Genomic DNA, 15,329 nt, shown 5'->3' with positions numbered 1-15,329 from the left:
TTTTGTATTCGAGCTAGGCTCGATTATGCAATCGGTGCTTTCTTGGCTTGCAACTTGAGAGTCACTGCCAATTCTTCTGAATCAAGCACAGTGCAACTACCTTCGTCGTTCGGAAAGACAGCTGCTGCTATTTCATCACCCGACATGCCCGGCGCCCAATTTTCGTAGAAGTTATCAAGAGTGATTTTCAAAGGTGAAAAACCTTCCCATTCTTCGGCCACGGCTTGCTGTGCATAAATCTCAAGTGGCCACAGTGGCAAACAGTTTTCATCTTCCATAGCGACCATCAAACAACCTTCGTCATCTGACAACGCCCATACTTCTTTGTGCTTCACAACAAGCCCTAAAAAGGCTTCAAAGCGCGGTTCGTCATCAAGCTGAGCCCAACCCTGAATTTTTTCTGCTGAATAATCTGACATGTTTTAGGCCCCTTGGCGCTGTCTAACAACTTCATATAAACAAATGCCGGTGGCAACCGACACATTCAAACTACTGACGGAACCTGCCATCGGTAATTTCACTAACTCATCACAATGCTCGCGTGTGAGGCGGCGCATGCCCTTACCTTCTGCACCCATCACAATTGCGATACCGCCTTTAAATTGAGTATCGAATAGGCTTTGGTCGGTTTCTCCGGCTGTGCCCACTAACCATACATGGTGCTCCTGCAAAAAACGCATGGTTCGAGCCAAGTTAGTTACTTGAATGAGAGGCATGGTTTCAGCAGCTCCGCTGGCAACTTTACGGACGGTCGGGTTTAAACTGGCCGACTTATCCTTCGGTACAATCACCGCATCCACTCCAGCACCATCTGCGTTGCGCAAACATGCCCCTAGGTTATGCGGGTCGGTGACACCGTCTAAAATCAAAAAGAACGGTTGATGTTTTTTCTCTAAAATGTCATCGAGATCGGCTTCAGTTTTGACCTTAGCTGCTTTAACACGTGCTAAAACACCCTGATGATTTTCGCCTTTGGCGCTGTTATCAAGCGTTTTTCGGGCCACAAATTGAACACTAACACCGTACTCTCTTGCACGTTTGATAATGGCATTGAACGCGGCATCTTCGCGGCCTTTTAAACACCATAACTCAACCACACGCTCTGGCGTATTTTGCACTAAGGCGGTGACTGAATGGATTCCGAATACTGATTCTATTTGGCTCATGACCTTTTATTTCTTCACTTTTTTCTTGCCGCCTGCTGCGGATTTTTTTTTGCCTTTAAATTTAGGCTTTTTCTTCTTACTCGCGAGTTCAGCCCCAGCTGCAGAAACAGCCGCGCGCGCGGAACCCGCTTTTGGCTTGGAAATTCCAGTATCTTTCCACACACCACTTTTAGCGTTGGCAGAAGATGATTTCTTACCTTTTGACGCCTTGCCACTTTTACTGCTATTTGACTTCCCACGGCGAGGTTTGCCAGTGCCTTTCATCTGCCCAGCCAACATGAAGTCGATCATTTTGTCGTCTAAGTTAACAGCTGCAACTTTCACTTCAACAGGGTCACCAATGCGATAGGTTTTGCCACTGGCATTTCCTACCAAGCGCTGACGCGCGCCATCAAATTGATAGTAATCATTTTGCAAATTACTGATGTGTACCAAGCCGTCCACATGCAACTCGTTTAACCGCACGAAGAAGCCAAAACTAGTTACCGAGGCGATCACACCTTCAAATTCGTCGCCCACATGATCTTGCATGTATTCGCATTTCAGCCAACTATCAACGTCTCGCGTTGCCTCATCGGCGCGGCGTTCTGCTTTTGAACAGTGCGGACCAAAGTAGTCCATGTCCTCTGCAAAATAATGATAACCACCAATGGGTGTCCAACGATCGGGCACTTCACCATGCTCTTTCGCAATTAAATATTTAATGGTGCGATGAAGCAATAAGTCGGGGTAACGACGAATAGGCGACGTGAAATGCGCGTATGACTTCAATGCTAAACCAAAGTGGCCAATATTTTCAGCGTCATAAACCGCTTGTCGCATGGAGCGCAACAACATGGTTTGAATGAGTTCAGCATCGGGTCGATCTGCCGTGCGTTTTAACACGTCGGAGTAATCTTTCGGGCTCGGGTCCATCGCACCTCCCAAGTGAAGCCCAAGCTCACTTAGAAAGTTTCTAAAGGTCACAAGGCGCTCTTCACCGGGCGTATCGTGCACTCGGAATAACGCTTCGGCCTTATGCTTTTCAACATATTTAGCCGCAGAAACGTTCGCTAAAATCATGCATTCTTCAATGATTTTATGGGCGACGTTGCGTGTCACAGGCACAATATTATCGATTTTTCGGAACGCATTGAAAATAAAACGCGTTTCAAGCGTCTCTAACCCCAACGCTCCGCGTTCGATACGGGCAACATTGAGTGCATCATATAAATTGTGCAGTTGCTGTAAGTGACCCACAAGCGGCTTATAACGTTCGATTAGAGTTGAGTCACCATCCAGAATCGCAGCCACTTTGTTGTAGGTTAAGCGCGCCTTGGACTCCATCACAGCAGGATAGAATTTGTAACCTGACAATGCGCCTTTTGCGCTCACTGTCATTTCACACACCATACATAAACGATCGACTTCAGGATTCAAAGAACACAATCCGTTCGACAACTCCTCAGGCAACATTGGAATCACTTGTTGCGGGAAGTAAACCGATGTTGCACGTTCAACGGCTTCGTCGTCCAGCGCTGTACCGGGACGAACGTAGTAACTCACATCAGCAATAGCAACCCACAAACGCCAACCACCGGACGGTTTGGTTTCGCAATACACAGCATCATCAAAGTCACGCGCATCCTCACCGTCAATGGTGACTAAGGGCAAGTGCCGCAAATCAACACGGCCATTGCCTTCCTTATCTTTTTCAGGCACTAATTCAGGAATGTGCTTGACCGACTTAGTGACGGCGTTGGGCCATTTATGCGGGATCTCGTGACGACGAATGGCGGTTTTAATTTCCATTCCCGGCGCCATGTGTTCACCTAAAATTTCGGTGATTTTACCCAGCGCATTTTGGCGAGCATTAGGGCGTTGAATTAAATCAATCACCACCACATTGCCTTGACGCGCTCCCATCGTATTTTCTTTGGGGATCACAATGTCTTGGTTTAACCGATTGTCATCGGGCACCACAAAACAATTGCCTTTTTCCACAAAGAAACGCCCAACAATGCTACGCGGTGTTTCGTCTAACACACGCACGATACGCGCTTCTTTTCGGCCTTTGCGGTCTTCTCGAACAGGCAATACAAGGACGCTGTCGCCATGCATTACAGATAACATTTGGCGCGGCGGTAGGAACATGTCGCTGCCGCCCTCGTCTAATTTCACAAAGCCATGCCCATCTCTGTGACCAATTACCTTGCCTGTCACCACTCCCATGCGCTCTGGTAATGCATAGCATTGCGCGCGAGTGAAGACTAACTGACCATCTCGTTCCATTGCGCGCAAACGGCGACGTAATGCCTCCTGCTGCTCTTCATCTTCAAGTTGAAGTAGCACTCGGATTTGTTCACGATTAATGGGGCTTTCTTGCTCCTGCAAGAGCTCAAGAATCAATTCACGACTGGCAATGGGACGGTCGTAATTGCGCGATTCGCGCTCCTGATGGGGATCTTTATACGGTTTTTTCTTGGTCACACGGTTTCTTCTAAATGGAGATACGCTCCTAGTATACCGCAAGCACCTATTAAGCTGCGGTTATTTTTACATCGTCGGCTCAGTTCAAGTTAAGCGGGAAATAATGGAGCGATTAGCGCTCCAGTGGTTGTTTGGCTTGGGTCACGACAGTTTCGGGCATTTTTTTAGAAAGCTGTGCTAGTAATTGCTCTGCTTTTTGTTGATCTTTGCCCTGTTCAATAATCGCGTTATGTAGCCAATGATAGGCATAGTAGTAGTCATGAGGGGCGCCATAGCCGGCATTATACAGCTCGATCAATTGCATTTGAGCGCGTAAGTGGCCAACCGACGACGCCGCGTAAAAATACTCTGTTGCACGGTTTTTATCTTTGCGCACAAAGCGCCCTTCATTATAGTAACGCCCCAATTGCTCTAACGCATCGGGCAGGCCTTGATTTGCAGACTGGTGTATAAAGTCCATACCAAGGTTTACGTTTTTATCAACACACACGCCGTACAGCAACATGTCGCCATATAAGAATTGGTAGGCTGGCACCTTCATTTTTTCAGAACGCGCTTTAATGTCTTCCACCAGTTGGCAATCATCCGCTTTCACGCGTTGCAGATGCTTGTTTTTACCAATTAGATTGAGCAATTCGTCTTGGCTATAGATTTGCACAGCCGTTAACGTTTCCGCACTTGCAGCAGCGCTTAGTAGCACGGCACTGAAGAGCAGTAGTTTTAACGTGTAATTGATATTTTTCATGGCACAAAATGATGGCTGTAAGTCACTCATAGTCATTATATCGGCATCAACGTATTTTTCTTGAGCCTGTATTGGATTTCATCAGAATCAAGGAAGGAGAAATGCCATATTCATACCTCCCGTTAATTGAAACAATACCTAATGCAAACATCTCAGGATGTTTTTCCGGATGATGTTAAAGATAAGTCGATGATTAACTCACGATAGTAAGCTAGATTGAGCCCCGGCACGGCGCGTTCCCATGTCTGAACACTAAGCGAAGTTTCAGCCTTATGAGAAAGTGAGTTTAGTCAAACTCGAAATCATCAAGGACAACCGCCGGCATTGAGCCGCCGATAGTCACTCATTCATATTCTTCAATGCCCGATATAATATTTGATAGGGAAATAGCTGAGACTATTCACATAGGGAGCCGACGTTTATCAAGCAACTGAAATTAAGACATAAAATTGAGAAATACGCATTAACATTCACGTTATTTTACTCTTAACAGTCCTACATTTAGGCACAAAAAAGGCGAGCATTAGCTCGCCTTTTGAATCATCTGTCATTGCATTTATTTAAATGGATGACGACGAATAATTGTTTCAACACGATCTGGCCCCGTTGACACCACATCACATGGCACTTCAAGCAGTTCTTCCAAGCGCTCAATGTAATTAAGAGCCGCTTGTGGCAAGCCTTCCATAGACTGAACACCAAATGTGCTATCGTCCCAACCTGGCATGCTTTCGTACACAGGTGTAGCTTCTTCGTAGCCTTCTGCCGCCAAAGGGGGCACATCAACAATTGAACCATCAGCCATTTTGTAGCCGGTACAAATCTTGATTTCTTTCAAACCGTCGAGCACGTCTAACTTGGTCAGGCACAAACCTGTAATACTGTTGATTTGAATCGCGCGGCGCATCACCACAGCATCAAACCAACCACAACGGCGCTGACGCCCTGTTGTTGCACCAAATTCATGGCCTTTCTCGCCCAAGTATTGTCCCACTTCACAATCAAGCTCTGTTGGGAACGGACCGCCACCCACACGCGTGGTGTAAGCCTTCACGATACCCAATACGTAGTCGAGATGACATGGACCGAAGCCAGCACCCGTTGCAACACCACCAGCGGTTGTGTTGGAAGACGTCACATAAGGGTAAGTACCGTGGTCGATATCGAGCAATGTGCCTTGAGCGCCTTCAAACATGATGGCTTCGCCGTTCTTGCGGGCTTTATCCAGCACATCAATCACATCGACCGACATGGCTTTTAAGGTGTCGGCTACTGCAAGCGCTTGTTCAAGCACTTCTTCGTAGCTGACTTCGTCCACTTTGTAGAGTTCGCGTAGCGCAAAGTTATGGTAGTCCACAACTGTTTTGAGCTTCTCTGCGAATTTCTCTGCATTGAACAAGTCACCTACGCGCAATGCACGACGTGATACTTTATCTTCGTAAGCTGGACCAATGCCACGACCGGTAGTACCAATCGCTTTCTTGCCCAGAGCTTGCTCACGAGCTGCATCTAATGCCACATGATACGGCAGGATCAAAGGACACGCTTCGCTGATGAACAAACGCTCTTTTGCAGGAACGCCACGTTCTTCAAGCATTGCGATCTCTTTGAACAATGCTTCCGGTGATAGCACAACGCCATTACCGATAATGCATTTCACGTTATCACGTAGGATGCCAGATGGAATTAGGTGGAGAACAGTCTTCTCACCATCAATAACCAGTGTATGACCCGCATTATGGCCGCCTTGATAGCGAACCACATAGCTGGCCTGGTCAGTCAGCAAATCAACAATTTTGCCCTTACCCTCGTCACCCCATTGGGTGCCGAGAACCACAACATTCTTGCTCATGTTTGGTCTCTTTTGGTCTGATTGGACGCACGAAAGGGGCGGATTTTAGCAGACTTTGGGCACCTTGATCATCAGTTTTGTGACGAAAGCCGCCACAAAATTACAACTCCGGCGATAACCATTGCTCCACCAAAGCGTCTCACACGATTATTGGGCAACTCTGAAAGGGCTAAAAGTGCGCGTTTCCAAGCGTTTGGCGCCAATGCTGGCATGAGTCCTTCGAGCAACAAAAAAATTCCGATGGCCATCAACAATAAACTCATAGAGCTAATCTCCTCACTCATAAAGAATACCTATTAATCCAATGGGAATGTTCCACTTTGCGCAGCGAACAGAACCCGTTATGCTTGCCCTAATCTTCATGAGGAATTAGGAACTATTATGTTTGCTGTTATTTTTGGCCGCCCAGGCTGCCCCTATTGCGTTCGTGCTAAGCAGCTTGCTGAGCAATTGACCGAAGCACGCGATGATTTCACATTTCGTTATGTTGATATTCACGCGGAAGGCATTACTAAAGCTGATCTGTCTAAGTCTGTGGGTTCAGAAGTTGAAACCGTTCCACAGATTTTCTTAGATGAGAAGCCCATTGGTGGCTGCACAGACTTTGAACAAATTGTACGTGAACAAGGTCTACTCTGAGATTCAGCTGCCATCATTGAGACGAAAAAAAAGATGCCCAAGGGCATCTTTTTTTGATCGTGCAATGTGCTTACTTGCCTGTTGGGTTCTTCATGTACTTGAAGAATTCACTGTCAGGCTGAATCACCATCATGTCACCACTCTGGCCAAAGCTTGTGCGGTAAGCTTGCATGCTACGGAAGAACTCATAGAACTCTGGATCTTGACCGTAAGAGTCCGCATAAATCTTAGCGGCTTCTGCATCACCAGTACCCCGCTGCTCACGCGCTTGACGCTCGGCGTCTGCTAACATCACCGTTACACGGGCATCAACGTCGGCACGAATGGCTTCGGCTTGCTCACGACCTTCTGAACGGTGCTCACGAGCTACAGCAGTACGCTCTGCTCGCATGCGGTCATAAATACTTTCACTGACCTCTGGCGGTAAGTTAATTTGCTTCACACGCACATCAATGACTTCGATCCCCAGCTCTTGGGCACCTTCCGCAACTTGAGACAATGCTTTTTCCATCAACTCACTGCGCGCCCCTGACACGATCTCTTTAATCGTACGGGCACCAAACTCAGTTCTCAAGCCGTTACTAATTCGACGTTTCAACAAGGATTCGGCTTTAAAAATATCACCACGTGTCGATAAGTAGAATTTAGAAAAGTCACTGATACGCCACTTCACGTATGAATCAACGATCAAATCTTTCTTTTCAGATGTCACGAAACGGTCGGCACGATCATCCAGAGTTTGAACACGCGCGTTGAGATAACGCACATTATCAATGAATGGAATTTTCACGTGTAGACCCGGCTCAAACACAACGGTTTCAGCTGTTTGGGCATCGCGTAACACTTTACCAAATCGAATCGAGATTCCCCGCTCACCTTCGTTAACAACGAACAGTGACGAATAACCTGCCAGTGCAAACACTGCAATTAAAACTAAAACTAGAGGCCTCATTAGTTTCTTCCTCCCGCGTTAAAGCGATCATTTCGTTCTTGGCCGCTCGAATTAATTGGAGCAGATTGCGTTGAACGAGTGCGTTTAGGCTGCGTCATGTTGCTATCAGTTTTAGTGCGCTTTTCTCCCGACATAATCTTGTCGAGTGGCAGATACATGAGGTTATTACCTCCGTCTACATCAACCAACACTTTATTGCTATTGCCATACACTTCTTCGATCGTTTCAAGATACAAACGTTTGCGAGTGACTTCTGGCTGGGCTAAATACTCGGGAAGTAACTGATTGAATCGCGCCACATCACCACGTGCATCAAGTACTTTTTTCTCTTTGTACGCTCGAGCATCTTCTAACACACGCTTCACTCGACCACGGGCTTGTGGCTCAACTTCACGTGCATATGCTTCGGCTTCTCGAATATAACGTTGCTCATCTTCCTGTGCAGAGATGGCGTCATCAAACGCACCTTTCACTTCCTCAGGTGGACGAGACTGCTGAACGTTCACATCAACAATGTCTAAACCAGTGTTGTATGGGTCAATAATTTTCTGAATTTCTTCCCATGTTTCGGCACGAACTTGCTCACGACCGCTGGTCAATACATCGTCCATGTCGGTGTGGCCCACAACAAAACGCAAGGCACTGTCCATAGCCTGACGCAATGTGTCATCGGGGTTTTGTACGCTGTACATATACAAATAAGGGTCAGAAATACGGTACTGAACATCCATCTCAACACGCACAACATTTTCATCACGCGTGAGCATGAATCCATTGGTTGGCATTGAGTTGACGGTACGCACATCGATGGGCGTTACTTCGTCAACAAATGTTGGTTTCCAATGCAAGCCTGGCTGCACTGTACCTGCATATTGACCAAACCTAAGTTTCACACCGAGCTCAGCCTCACGAACGGTGTAGAAGCCACTAAGCCCCCAAACGACAAGCAAGATGATAGCGACTAATATGCCGCCAAATTTCATCGCGCCTGAGTCGTTTCCGCCGCCAGGACGTCCACCACCAAATTTGCCACCAAGCTTTTTAGAAATATTACTCAGCACTTCATCAAGGTCGGGTGGACCTTGATCACCTTGTTTCTTCCCATTCCAGGGATCGTTAGGTTTTTTCCCACCTGGTTCGTGCCAGGCCATCATCGATTTTTTCATAATAGTTTTTGAGTCTCTGAAGACCTTAATTAATCAATTTTTTCTGAAATGATGTAGTCATTCGCTTGCGGATAGTCGCGTTTAAGTAACGATTTCCATGCCGCTACCTGAATGCGAATCACAAGCTCTGATTCACCTTGTTCAGTGTACTGCTCATCTTGAACAACGTGCTTTTGATAGAGCATACCACGAAGCTTTCCCTGTGCAGGGGGGATTCGCAATGTATACTCCACCATGTTTCTTCCCAACCGCTCTTTAAGCGCTTGAAATAGAAGTTCAATACCAAGCCCTTCTTGCGCAGAGACCCAAACACGCCAAGGCATGCCGTCTTCATCTCTGTCAATACGAGGCAAAGCGCCTTCCAACAAATCAATCTTGTTACACACTAATAGTACGGGCACTTCACCGGCATCGATCTCTTCGAGAACATCATTCACCTGATCGATGTTCTCTGAGAATCGATCATCAGCACCATCGTACACATGTAGTAACAATTCAGCTTCTTGGGTTTCTTTCAAAGTTGCCTTAAATGCAGCAACCAAGTCGTGCGGTAAGTGTCGGATAAAGCCAACGGTATCCGCCAAAATTGTGGGCCCAACATCTTCAACCTCAATTTTTCGCAGCGTCGGATCGAGCGTCGCAAACAGCTGATCAGCTGCATACACTCCGGCGTCTGTGATTTGATTAAACAGCGACGATTTACCGGCATTGGTATAACCCACCAACGAAACGGTTGGCACCTCAGCACGCTGACGCGAGCGACGCCCTTGTTCGCGTTGCTTCGATACTTTTTCCAGTCGTCCGGTGATGTTGTCGATACGAGCTCGAATCAAACGTCGATCGGTTTCGAGCTGAGTTTCACCCGGACCGCGCATCCCGATCCCACCTTTTTGACGCTCAAGGTGGGTCCAACCTCGCACAAGTCGAGTAGAAATATGGCGCAACTGAGCCAACTCGACTTGCAACTTACCCTCATGCGTTCGTGCGCGTTGAGCAAAGATATCGAGGATCAATCCTGTTCTTGCAAGCACATGACATTCACACAACTGCTCGAGATTGCGTTCTTGAGCAGGTGACAATGCATGATTAAAAATAATGATATCGGCTTCGTAGAGTTTAACGGCTTGGGCAATTTCTTCGGCTTTACCGGCCCCTACAAAATATTTTGGATGGGGGGACTTACGCGTCCCCCGAACCACGCCTTTCACCTCAACGCCAGCGGAAGTCACTAGCATTTCGAGCTCGCGCAAATCTTCTCGCTCGTGCTCGTCGGTGAAGTCAATGTGAACAAGAACTGCCTGTTCACCGGCCTGATAACGATCAAACAATCGTTTGACTCCTTACTGCGTCGTCAGTGATTTATTCATCACTTCCGTCAGATTCACCTTTTCCGCCATGCTGCGGCTGAGTGACATGAGAAACTGGTCGTGCTGGAACGACAGTTGAAATCGCATGCTTGTATACCATTTGGTTTACAGTGTTCTTCAGCAGAATGACAAACTGGTCAAAAGATTCAATTTGGCCTTGTAATTTAATACCGTTTACGAGGTAAATTGAGACAGGAATACGTTCTCTGCGTAGCGCATTCAAAAACGGGTCTTGTAATGATTGCCCTTTAGCCATGGATAGATCCTTTATTTTCTAATTTATGTTTTTTTAAAAATACTGATTGCTGCCGCAAGTATAACCTATGTCTAGTGGACTAGCGAAGGCTGCATATGGACAGTAAATCAGCTAAATTTGTCTCTGAATGTGTATCTAGCCAATGCACATCAGGCCACCCGTTCAGCCACGTCATTTGACGTTTTGCAAGCTGGCGCGTTGCTACAATTCCGCGAAAGACCATTTCATCATAGTCAAGATCGCCGGCTAAATACGACCACATCTGCCTGTATCCGACACTTCGAATAGACGGTAGTTCCGTATGTAGCTCTTTTCGTTTAAATAAAGCTTCCACTTCAGCTTGAAAACCTGCCTCAAGCATCAGCTTAAATCGGCGCTCAATGCGTTCGTGCAACATGGAACGGTCAGCCGGAGCAATGGCAAACTGTACAAAGCGATATTCGGGCATCGTTTGTTGCTGCCGTTCAAGGTGAGACGTCATAGTCTCACCTGAGATTCGATACACTTCAATGGCTCGATTTAAACGCTGCGGATCATTCGGATGAATACGAGCTGCCGCCACAGGATCGACTTGCGCTAATTCATCGTGCAAAGTTTGCCAGCCCTTATCGGCGGCCTCTGCTGCAATTTGTTCTCTGATTTGTGGGTCAGCACTAGGCAGACTCGACAAGCCTTCCAGCAATGCTTTGAAATAAAGCATGGTGCCGCCTACCAAAACTGGCGTTTTGCCTGCCGCCGTGATTTCGGCCATGTGCGCCAATGCATCAGTGCGAAAGTCGGCTGCCGAATAAGGTTCGCTCGGGTCACGAATATCAATTAAACGATGAGGTGCTCGAAGCTGCTCTTGCGTGGTTGGCTTCGCGGTTCCAATGTTCATACCACGATAAACCAGAGCCGAATCCACACTGATCAGCTCACAGTTATGATGCTCGGCCAACGCGATGGCAAGATCTGTTTTACCTGAAGCCGTAGGCCCCATAATGGTAATTGCCAATGGCAGTTCGCTCTGATTTTCCAATGTGGATTCCAGTTATTGGGCCAGTGAAATTAGGGTTTCGGCGCTTAATTCACGTAACCACTGAGTCGGTTCTTGTTGCTGCATTACGCCTTCAACTATCAGGTTAGCTCGTGATTTCCAACTGTCGTGACCATAGGCCATAGACAATAACGACTGAGCAATACACGCCTCTGAATCATGTTGCAATGCGCCAAGCAGAGCGTCCAACTGCTTGGCCAAATTATTGTGACGAAGCAATGCCGGCAAACTGCGGATAATTAGTTTCTTGGGGCTTTGTAGGTAAATTTCAATGCCAAAGCGTTCAGAAACCTCAGAAACAGCCTGCCACTGTTCACTTTGTGAACGTTCAATGGCCACTGCAAGCGGCAATAACAGTGGCTGTTTGCGCCAAGGTAGCGGTTGTAGATCGGTGTGAAGATCCGATTCGGCCTGTTTGATGTCGAGTATCCAAACCTTATCATCATGAAAAATCACGCCGTGATGCGGTGAAATAAGCTGGTGAGGCGTCGAATTCAGCGTACGCTCAGCGATTAGGGCGTCAGGAGCCGTTGAGCGCGGGGTTGCAGGGTAAGAAGAATCTGCGGCGCTAGAACTTGCTATTGATGGCCCAGAAGTCACTCCATGCTGCGGGCTCATTAAGGCGTTATAGCCTTGCCAATGCTCTGCCGTTGGCCGTTTTTCTCGGGCATATGAAGGTGCAGATTGCGTTTGGTTTGGGTATCTAGGTTCAGGGGCTGAATAAGGTTCGTTCACTGGCGCTGTTGTGGCTCGATGAACCTGTTCAGGCGTTGGTGATGTATCGAGCACTTCCCCTGTCTCGTAGTCAATGCGCTCTGCTAGCACTTCTTCGTCGTCTGTTGCAAGTGGCAATTGCTGGCGCAACGCATCTTGTACTGCTTGCACCACAAAGTCATGCACCAAGCGCGACTGAATAAACCGCACTTCGTGTTTGGCCGGATGAACATTCACATCCACTTGGTCAAACGGCAAGGTTAAGTACAACGCATATGCCGAAAGCCCGGTGTCTGAAATAAACTCAGCGTAGGCCTGACGGATGGCATGCGTCACCACTTTATCGCGAATCATGCGGCCGTTAATAAAGGTATACTGCGCAGGACTTTGCTGAGCACAAGAGCTCGGAGGCAAAAGCCACCCCGACAATTGAATGTCACCACTTTGCCCTGAAATATAAAGAGCTTTGCGAGCAAACTCGGTTCCACAAATACTGCCAATTCTACGAGAAGTTTGCGCATCTGTTTTGCAGATCGGCAAATTGCGAATGGTTTTGCCGTTATGAATAAGCGTGAAACCCACATCAAAACGTGCCATTGCCAGGCGTTTTATCAGCTCTTCAATATGATGAAATTCCGTTTTTTCTGCCCGCAAGAATTTGCGGCGAGCAGGCGTATTGAAGAAAAGGTCCGCCACTTCCACACTGCTGCCGTTGGGGTGCGCTGCGGGTTTGATTTGTACCCCCATATCGCGCCCTTCGGCGTACGCCAACCAAGCTTCCGTTTGATCAGCCGGTTTGGAGGTTAGAGTGAGCCGCGAGACTGAACTGATACTCGCCAGCGCCTCTCCTCGAAAGCCCAATGTGGCAATTCGTTCAATGTCATCAAGGTGATCAACCTTACTGGTCGCATGACGACTTAACGCAAGCGTGAGCTCATTTTTGGCAATTCCACTGCCATTGTCTCGGATCAGAATCCGTTTATGACCGCCTTGGTCAATTCGCACCTCAAGCTGTGTTGCTCCTGCATCAAGGCTGTTTTCAATCAGCTCTTTGATCACCGACGCAGGGCGTTCCACCACTTCGCCTGCTGCAATTTGGTTGGCAAGGCGAGGCGGTAATATTTTGATCGTCATGAGCCACTCGGTATTTTTAATACCTGACCAATGCGTACAACGTCAGATTTTAGATTATTGGTGTTTTTCAGATCACGCACCGAAACATTATATCGGCTAGCAATAACCGACAAAGACTCACCACTTTTCACAGTATGGCGCTCGGCCGACTGTGCGGCAAAATAGGTACCGGAAGGTGGTACAGCTTTAAAATAGTCAGCGGTGCCCCGAAAAATAGCGCGTGCGAGTTTGTCTTGATGGCTGGCGGTGGAGAGCAATTTGGCTTCTGTTGGATTTGAAATGAACCCAATCTCGACCAAAATAGATGGAATATCGGGCGACTTCAGCACCGCCAAACTTGCGGCCACAGGTTTACGCTTGTGCATTTTGGTGACTTTCGTCATTTCTTTCACTACGCGTTCAGCAACGGCTTGGCTTTCAACCATAGAGCGGTCCATCGACATATCTAATAGCGCCCGAGCAACAAACTTCTCGCTATTGGTATTTTCAATCACTTCCGCAGCACCGCCTAGCAATTCAGAGTGCCGTTCGGTTTGCTCCATCCAGCGTCCAATTTCTGAATTGGCTCGGCGCATGGACAATACCCACACAGACCCACCTCTCGGTTTGGGAGAGGTAAACGCGTCAGCGTGAATAGAAATGAGCAAATCGGCTTGTTTCTCACGTGCCACATCAGAGCGCTTATTCGGATGCAAATAGTAATCGCCGGTCCGCACCATAATGGCTTTCATGCCTTTTTGGCTATCGATATAGCGTGCAAGTCGTTTAGAAACTTCTAGGGTTATCTTTTTCTCGTAGCGCTTTCCGGGCCCAATGGAGCCAGGGTCTTCTCCGCCGTGCCCTGCATCAACAGCAATAATAATATCCCGATTTTTACCGGCTTTTTCCTCGGCAGTCACTGCTTTGGCAGGTTCACGGGTGTCAAAGGCGTCAATGACTAACCGATTGCCGTAGGGTTTGGTGGGCGAGAGTGGAAATAAGACAGGCTTCACAGGGCGAGTTAGTTCTAGCACAACGCGCAAGGTACCTTTTTCAGGTGCGGACGAGGTGCGGACTTTGGTGACTAGCTTGCCGTCGGCCTTGATACTGCTGAAATCTATTTTTGTTGCCGTGCTTTTCAAATCAATGACGAGGCGATTGGGGTTCGTCAGGCTGAAGTGGCTGTATGAAGGCTGCTCGGCCATATCAAACACGATTCGAGTACTGTCGGGTGACGGCCAAACACGCACACTTTTAAGCTGGTTAGCTGCCCAAGCAGTCCCAGATAGAGTCATCATCATGACAACGACAAATAGCGCTCGCGATAGCGACCTAAAAAAGCATTTCAAAATCAATCCAATTCACCAGTAAAACTAGCATCTAATAGTGTTTGGACAACGCCTCTAACGTGCGTTTTCCGTTGTCCGAATGAGCAAGCAACTGTGCGGTGCGCCCTTCAGCTTCATACTTTAATGTAATCTCAATATCTGCGGGCGGCAAGACTCCCTCACCGCACTCAGGCCATTCAACCAAACACAAACTCGTTTGTGTGAAGTATTCACGGATCCCCATAAACTCGAGTTCTTCGGGGTCCGACAATCGATACAAATCGAAATGGTAAACTTGGGCACTGTCAAATTCATAGGGCTCAACCAAGGTATAGGTCGGACTTTTCACCGTGCCTTTATGACCAAAGCCACGCATCACTCCGCGACTTAATGTTGTTTTACCTGCGCCCAAATCACCATGCAAAAATATCACGTTTGGGAGGGCGACATGAGCAGCAAGGTCCTTGCCCAGCGCCATTGTCGCTACTTCGTCAGCCAAATTTATGATTAAACAATCGTTCATAAG

At 47.6% G+C, this 15,329-nt stretch carries 15 protein-coding genes; 1 reads left to right on the top strand and 14 read right to left on the bottom strand.

From position 1 onward, the window contains the following. Positions 1-23: 23 nt before the first annotated feature. The 6 genes from NAF29_RS02170 to NAF29_RS02145 form a co-directional block, all read right to left on the bottom strand. Positions 24-419, bottom strand: a complete 396-nt coding sequence (locus NAF29_RS02170; protein WP_251259839.1) for a DUF2750 domain-containing protein — start codon at positions 417-419, stop codon at positions 24-26. A 3-nt stretch (positions 420-422) separates the two neighbouring features. Beyond that, positions 423-1,166 (bottom strand): 23S rRNA (guanosine(2251)-2'-O)-methyltransferase RlmB, encoded by a 744-nt coding sequence (rlmB, locus tag NAF29_RS02165; protein WP_251259838.1) that lies wholly within the window; start codon positions 1,164-1,166, stop codon positions 423-425. Positions 1,167-1,172: 6 nt separating this feature from the next. Then, the gene (rnr, locus tag NAF29_RS02160; protein WP_251259837.1) at positions 1,173-3,635 is read right to left on the bottom strand and encodes a ribonuclease R; all 2,463 of its coding nucleotides are present in this window, start codon (positions 3,633-3,635) and stop codon (positions 1,173-1,175) included. Positions 3,636-3,747: 112 nt separating this feature from the next. Continuing rightward, entirely contained in the window at positions 3,748-4,410 is a 663-nt protein-coding gene (locus NAF29_RS02155) for a tetratricopeptide repeat protein (protein ID WP_251259836.1), read from the bottom strand. A gap of 526 nt (positions 4,411-4,936) precedes the next feature. After that, positions 4,937-6,232, bottom strand: a complete 1,296-nt coding sequence (locus NAF29_RS02150) for an adenylosuccinate synthase (RefSeq protein WP_251259835.1) — start codon at positions 6,230-6,232, stop codon at positions 4,937-4,939. A gap of 71 nt (positions 6,233-6,303) precedes the next feature. After that, entirely contained in the window at positions 6,304-6,495 is a 192-nt protein-coding gene (locus NAF29_RS02145) for a DUF2065 domain-containing protein (RefSeq protein ID WP_251259834.1), read from the bottom strand. Between the two features lie 118 nt (positions 6,496-6,613). On the opposite strand from NAF29_RS02145, the gene NAF29_RS02140 reads away from it, so the two are divergent. Further along, positions 6,614-6,871 carry a GrxA family glutaredoxin gene (locus NAF29_RS02140; protein ID WP_251259833.1) on the top strand — a complete coding sequence of 86 codons (258 nt, stop codon included), beginning with the start codon at positions 6,614-6,616 and terminating at the stop codon, positions 6,869-6,871. A 70-nt stretch (positions 6,872-6,941) separates the two neighbouring features. Here the strand turns inward: NAF29_RS02140 and hflC are convergent, their stop codons facing one another. The 8 genes from hflC to tsaE form a co-directional block, all read right to left on the bottom strand. Next, entirely contained in the window at positions 6,942-7,823 is an 882-nt protein-coding gene (gene hflC / locus NAF29_RS02135) for a protease modulator HflC (RefSeq protein ID WP_251259832.1), read from the bottom strand. Next, entirely contained in the window at positions 7,823-8,974 is a 1,152-nt protein-coding gene (gene hflK, locus NAF29_RS02130; protein ID WP_285817576.1) for an FtsH protease activity modulator HflK, read from the bottom strand. The genes hflC and hflK overlap by 1 nt, the downstream gene beginning before the upstream one ends. 44 nt (positions 8,975-9,018) lie before the next feature. Beyond that, positions 9,019-10,317 (bottom strand): ribosome rescue GTPase HflX, encoded by a 1,299-nt coding sequence (gene hflX / locus NAF29_RS02125; protein WP_251259830.1) that lies wholly within the window; start codon positions 10,315-10,317, stop codon positions 9,019-9,021. 31 nt (positions 10,318-10,348) lie between these two features. Then, positions 10,349-10,612, bottom strand: coding sequence for an RNA chaperone Hfq (gene hfq, locus NAF29_RS02120; protein WP_251259829.1), 264 nt, complete (start codon positions 10,610-10,612; stop codon positions 10,349-10,351). A gap of 79 nt (positions 10,613-10,691) precedes the next feature. Beyond that, a complete protein-coding gene (gene miaA / locus NAF29_RS02115) occupies positions 10,692-11,591 on the bottom strand; it encodes a tRNA (adenosine(37)-N6)-dimethylallyltransferase MiaA (RefSeq protein WP_251260255.1) in 900 nt (299 codons plus the stop codon). A gap of 51 nt (positions 11,592-11,642) precedes the next feature. Next, on the bottom strand, positions 11,643-13,496 hold the full coding sequence (gene mutL, locus NAF29_RS02110; protein ID WP_251259828.1) for a DNA mismatch repair endonuclease MutL: 1,854 nt from the start codon (positions 13,494-13,496) through the stop codon (positions 11,643-11,645). Next, a complete protein-coding gene (locus NAF29_RS02105; protein WP_251259827.1) occupies positions 13,493-14,776 on the bottom strand; it encodes an N-acetylmuramoyl-L-alanine amidase in 1,284 nt (427 codons plus the stop codon). Before NAF29_RS02105 ends, mutL begins: the two co-directional genes overlap by 4 nt. A 79-nt stretch (positions 14,777-14,855) precedes the next feature. Further along, on the bottom strand, positions 14,856-15,326 hold the full coding sequence (gene tsaE / locus NAF29_RS02100) for a tRNA (adenosine(37)-N6)-threonylcarbamoyltransferase complex ATPase subunit type 1 TsaE (RefSeq protein ID WP_285817539.1): 471 nt from the start codon (positions 15,324-15,326) through the stop codon (positions 14,856-14,858). Positions 15,327-15,329: the final 3 nt, after the last annotated feature.

The sequence above is a fragment of the Echinimonas agarilytica genome, from assembly GCF_023703465.1.
In the GTDB taxonomy this organism is placed as follows: domain Bacteria; phylum Pseudomonadota; class Gammaproteobacteria; order Enterobacterales; family Neiellaceae; genus Echinimonas; species Echinimonas agarilytica.
This window is presented reverse-complemented; position numbering and strand designations above follow the sequence as displayed.

Excerpts from the sequence above, each read along its gene's own strand:
- NAF29_RS02170 (WP_251259839.1), bottom strand. The coding sequence starts at position 419 with ATGTCAGATTATTCAGCAGAAAAAATTCAGGGTTGGGCTCAGCTTGAT.
- rlmB (WP_251259838.1), bottom strand. The coding sequence starts at position 1,166 with ATGAGCCAAATAGAATCAGTATTCGGAATCCATTCAGTCACCGCCTTA.
- NAF29_RS02155 (WP_251259836.1), bottom strand. The coding sequence starts at position 4,410 with ATGAGTGACTTACAGCCATCATTTTGTGCCATGAAAAATATCAATTAC.
- NAF29_RS02150 (WP_251259835.1), bottom strand. The coding sequence starts at position 6,232 with ATGAGCAAGAATGTTGTGGTTCTCGGCACCCAATGGGGTGACGAGGGT.
- NAF29_RS02145 (WP_251259834.1), bottom strand. The coding sequence starts at position 6,495 with ATGAGTTTATTGTTGATGGCCATCGGAATTTTTTTGTTGCTCGAAGGA.
- NAF29_RS02140 (WP_251259833.1), top strand. The coding sequence starts at position 6,614 with ATGTTTGCTGTTATTTTTGGCCGCCCAGGCTGCCCCTATTGCGTTCGT.
- hflC (WP_251259832.1), bottom strand. The coding sequence starts at position 7,823 with ATGAGGCCTCTAGTTTTAGTTTTAATTGCAGTGTTTGCACTGGCAGGT.
- hflK (WP_285817576.1), bottom strand. The coding sequence starts at position 8,974 with ATGGCCTGGCACGAACCAGGTGGGAAAAAACCTAACGATCCCTGGAAT.
- hfq (WP_251259829.1), bottom strand. The coding sequence starts at position 10,612 with ATGGCTAAAGGGCAATCATTACAAGACCCGTTTTTGAATGCGCTACGC.
- miaA (WP_251260255.1), bottom strand. The coding sequence starts at position 11,591 with ATGGGGCCTACGGCTTCAGGTAAAACAGATCTTGCCATCGCGTTGGCC.
- mutL (WP_251259828.1), bottom strand. The coding sequence starts at position 13,496 with ATGACGATCAAAATATTACCGCCTCGCCTTGCCAACCAAATTGCAGCA.
- NAF29_RS02105 (WP_251259827.1), bottom strand. The coding sequence starts at position 14,776 with ATGATGATGACTCTATCTGGGACTGCTTGGGCAGCTAACCAGCTTAAA.
- tsaE (WP_285817539.1), bottom strand. The coding sequence starts at position 15,326 with ATGAACGATTGTTTAATCATAAATTTGGCTGACGAAGTAGCGACAATG.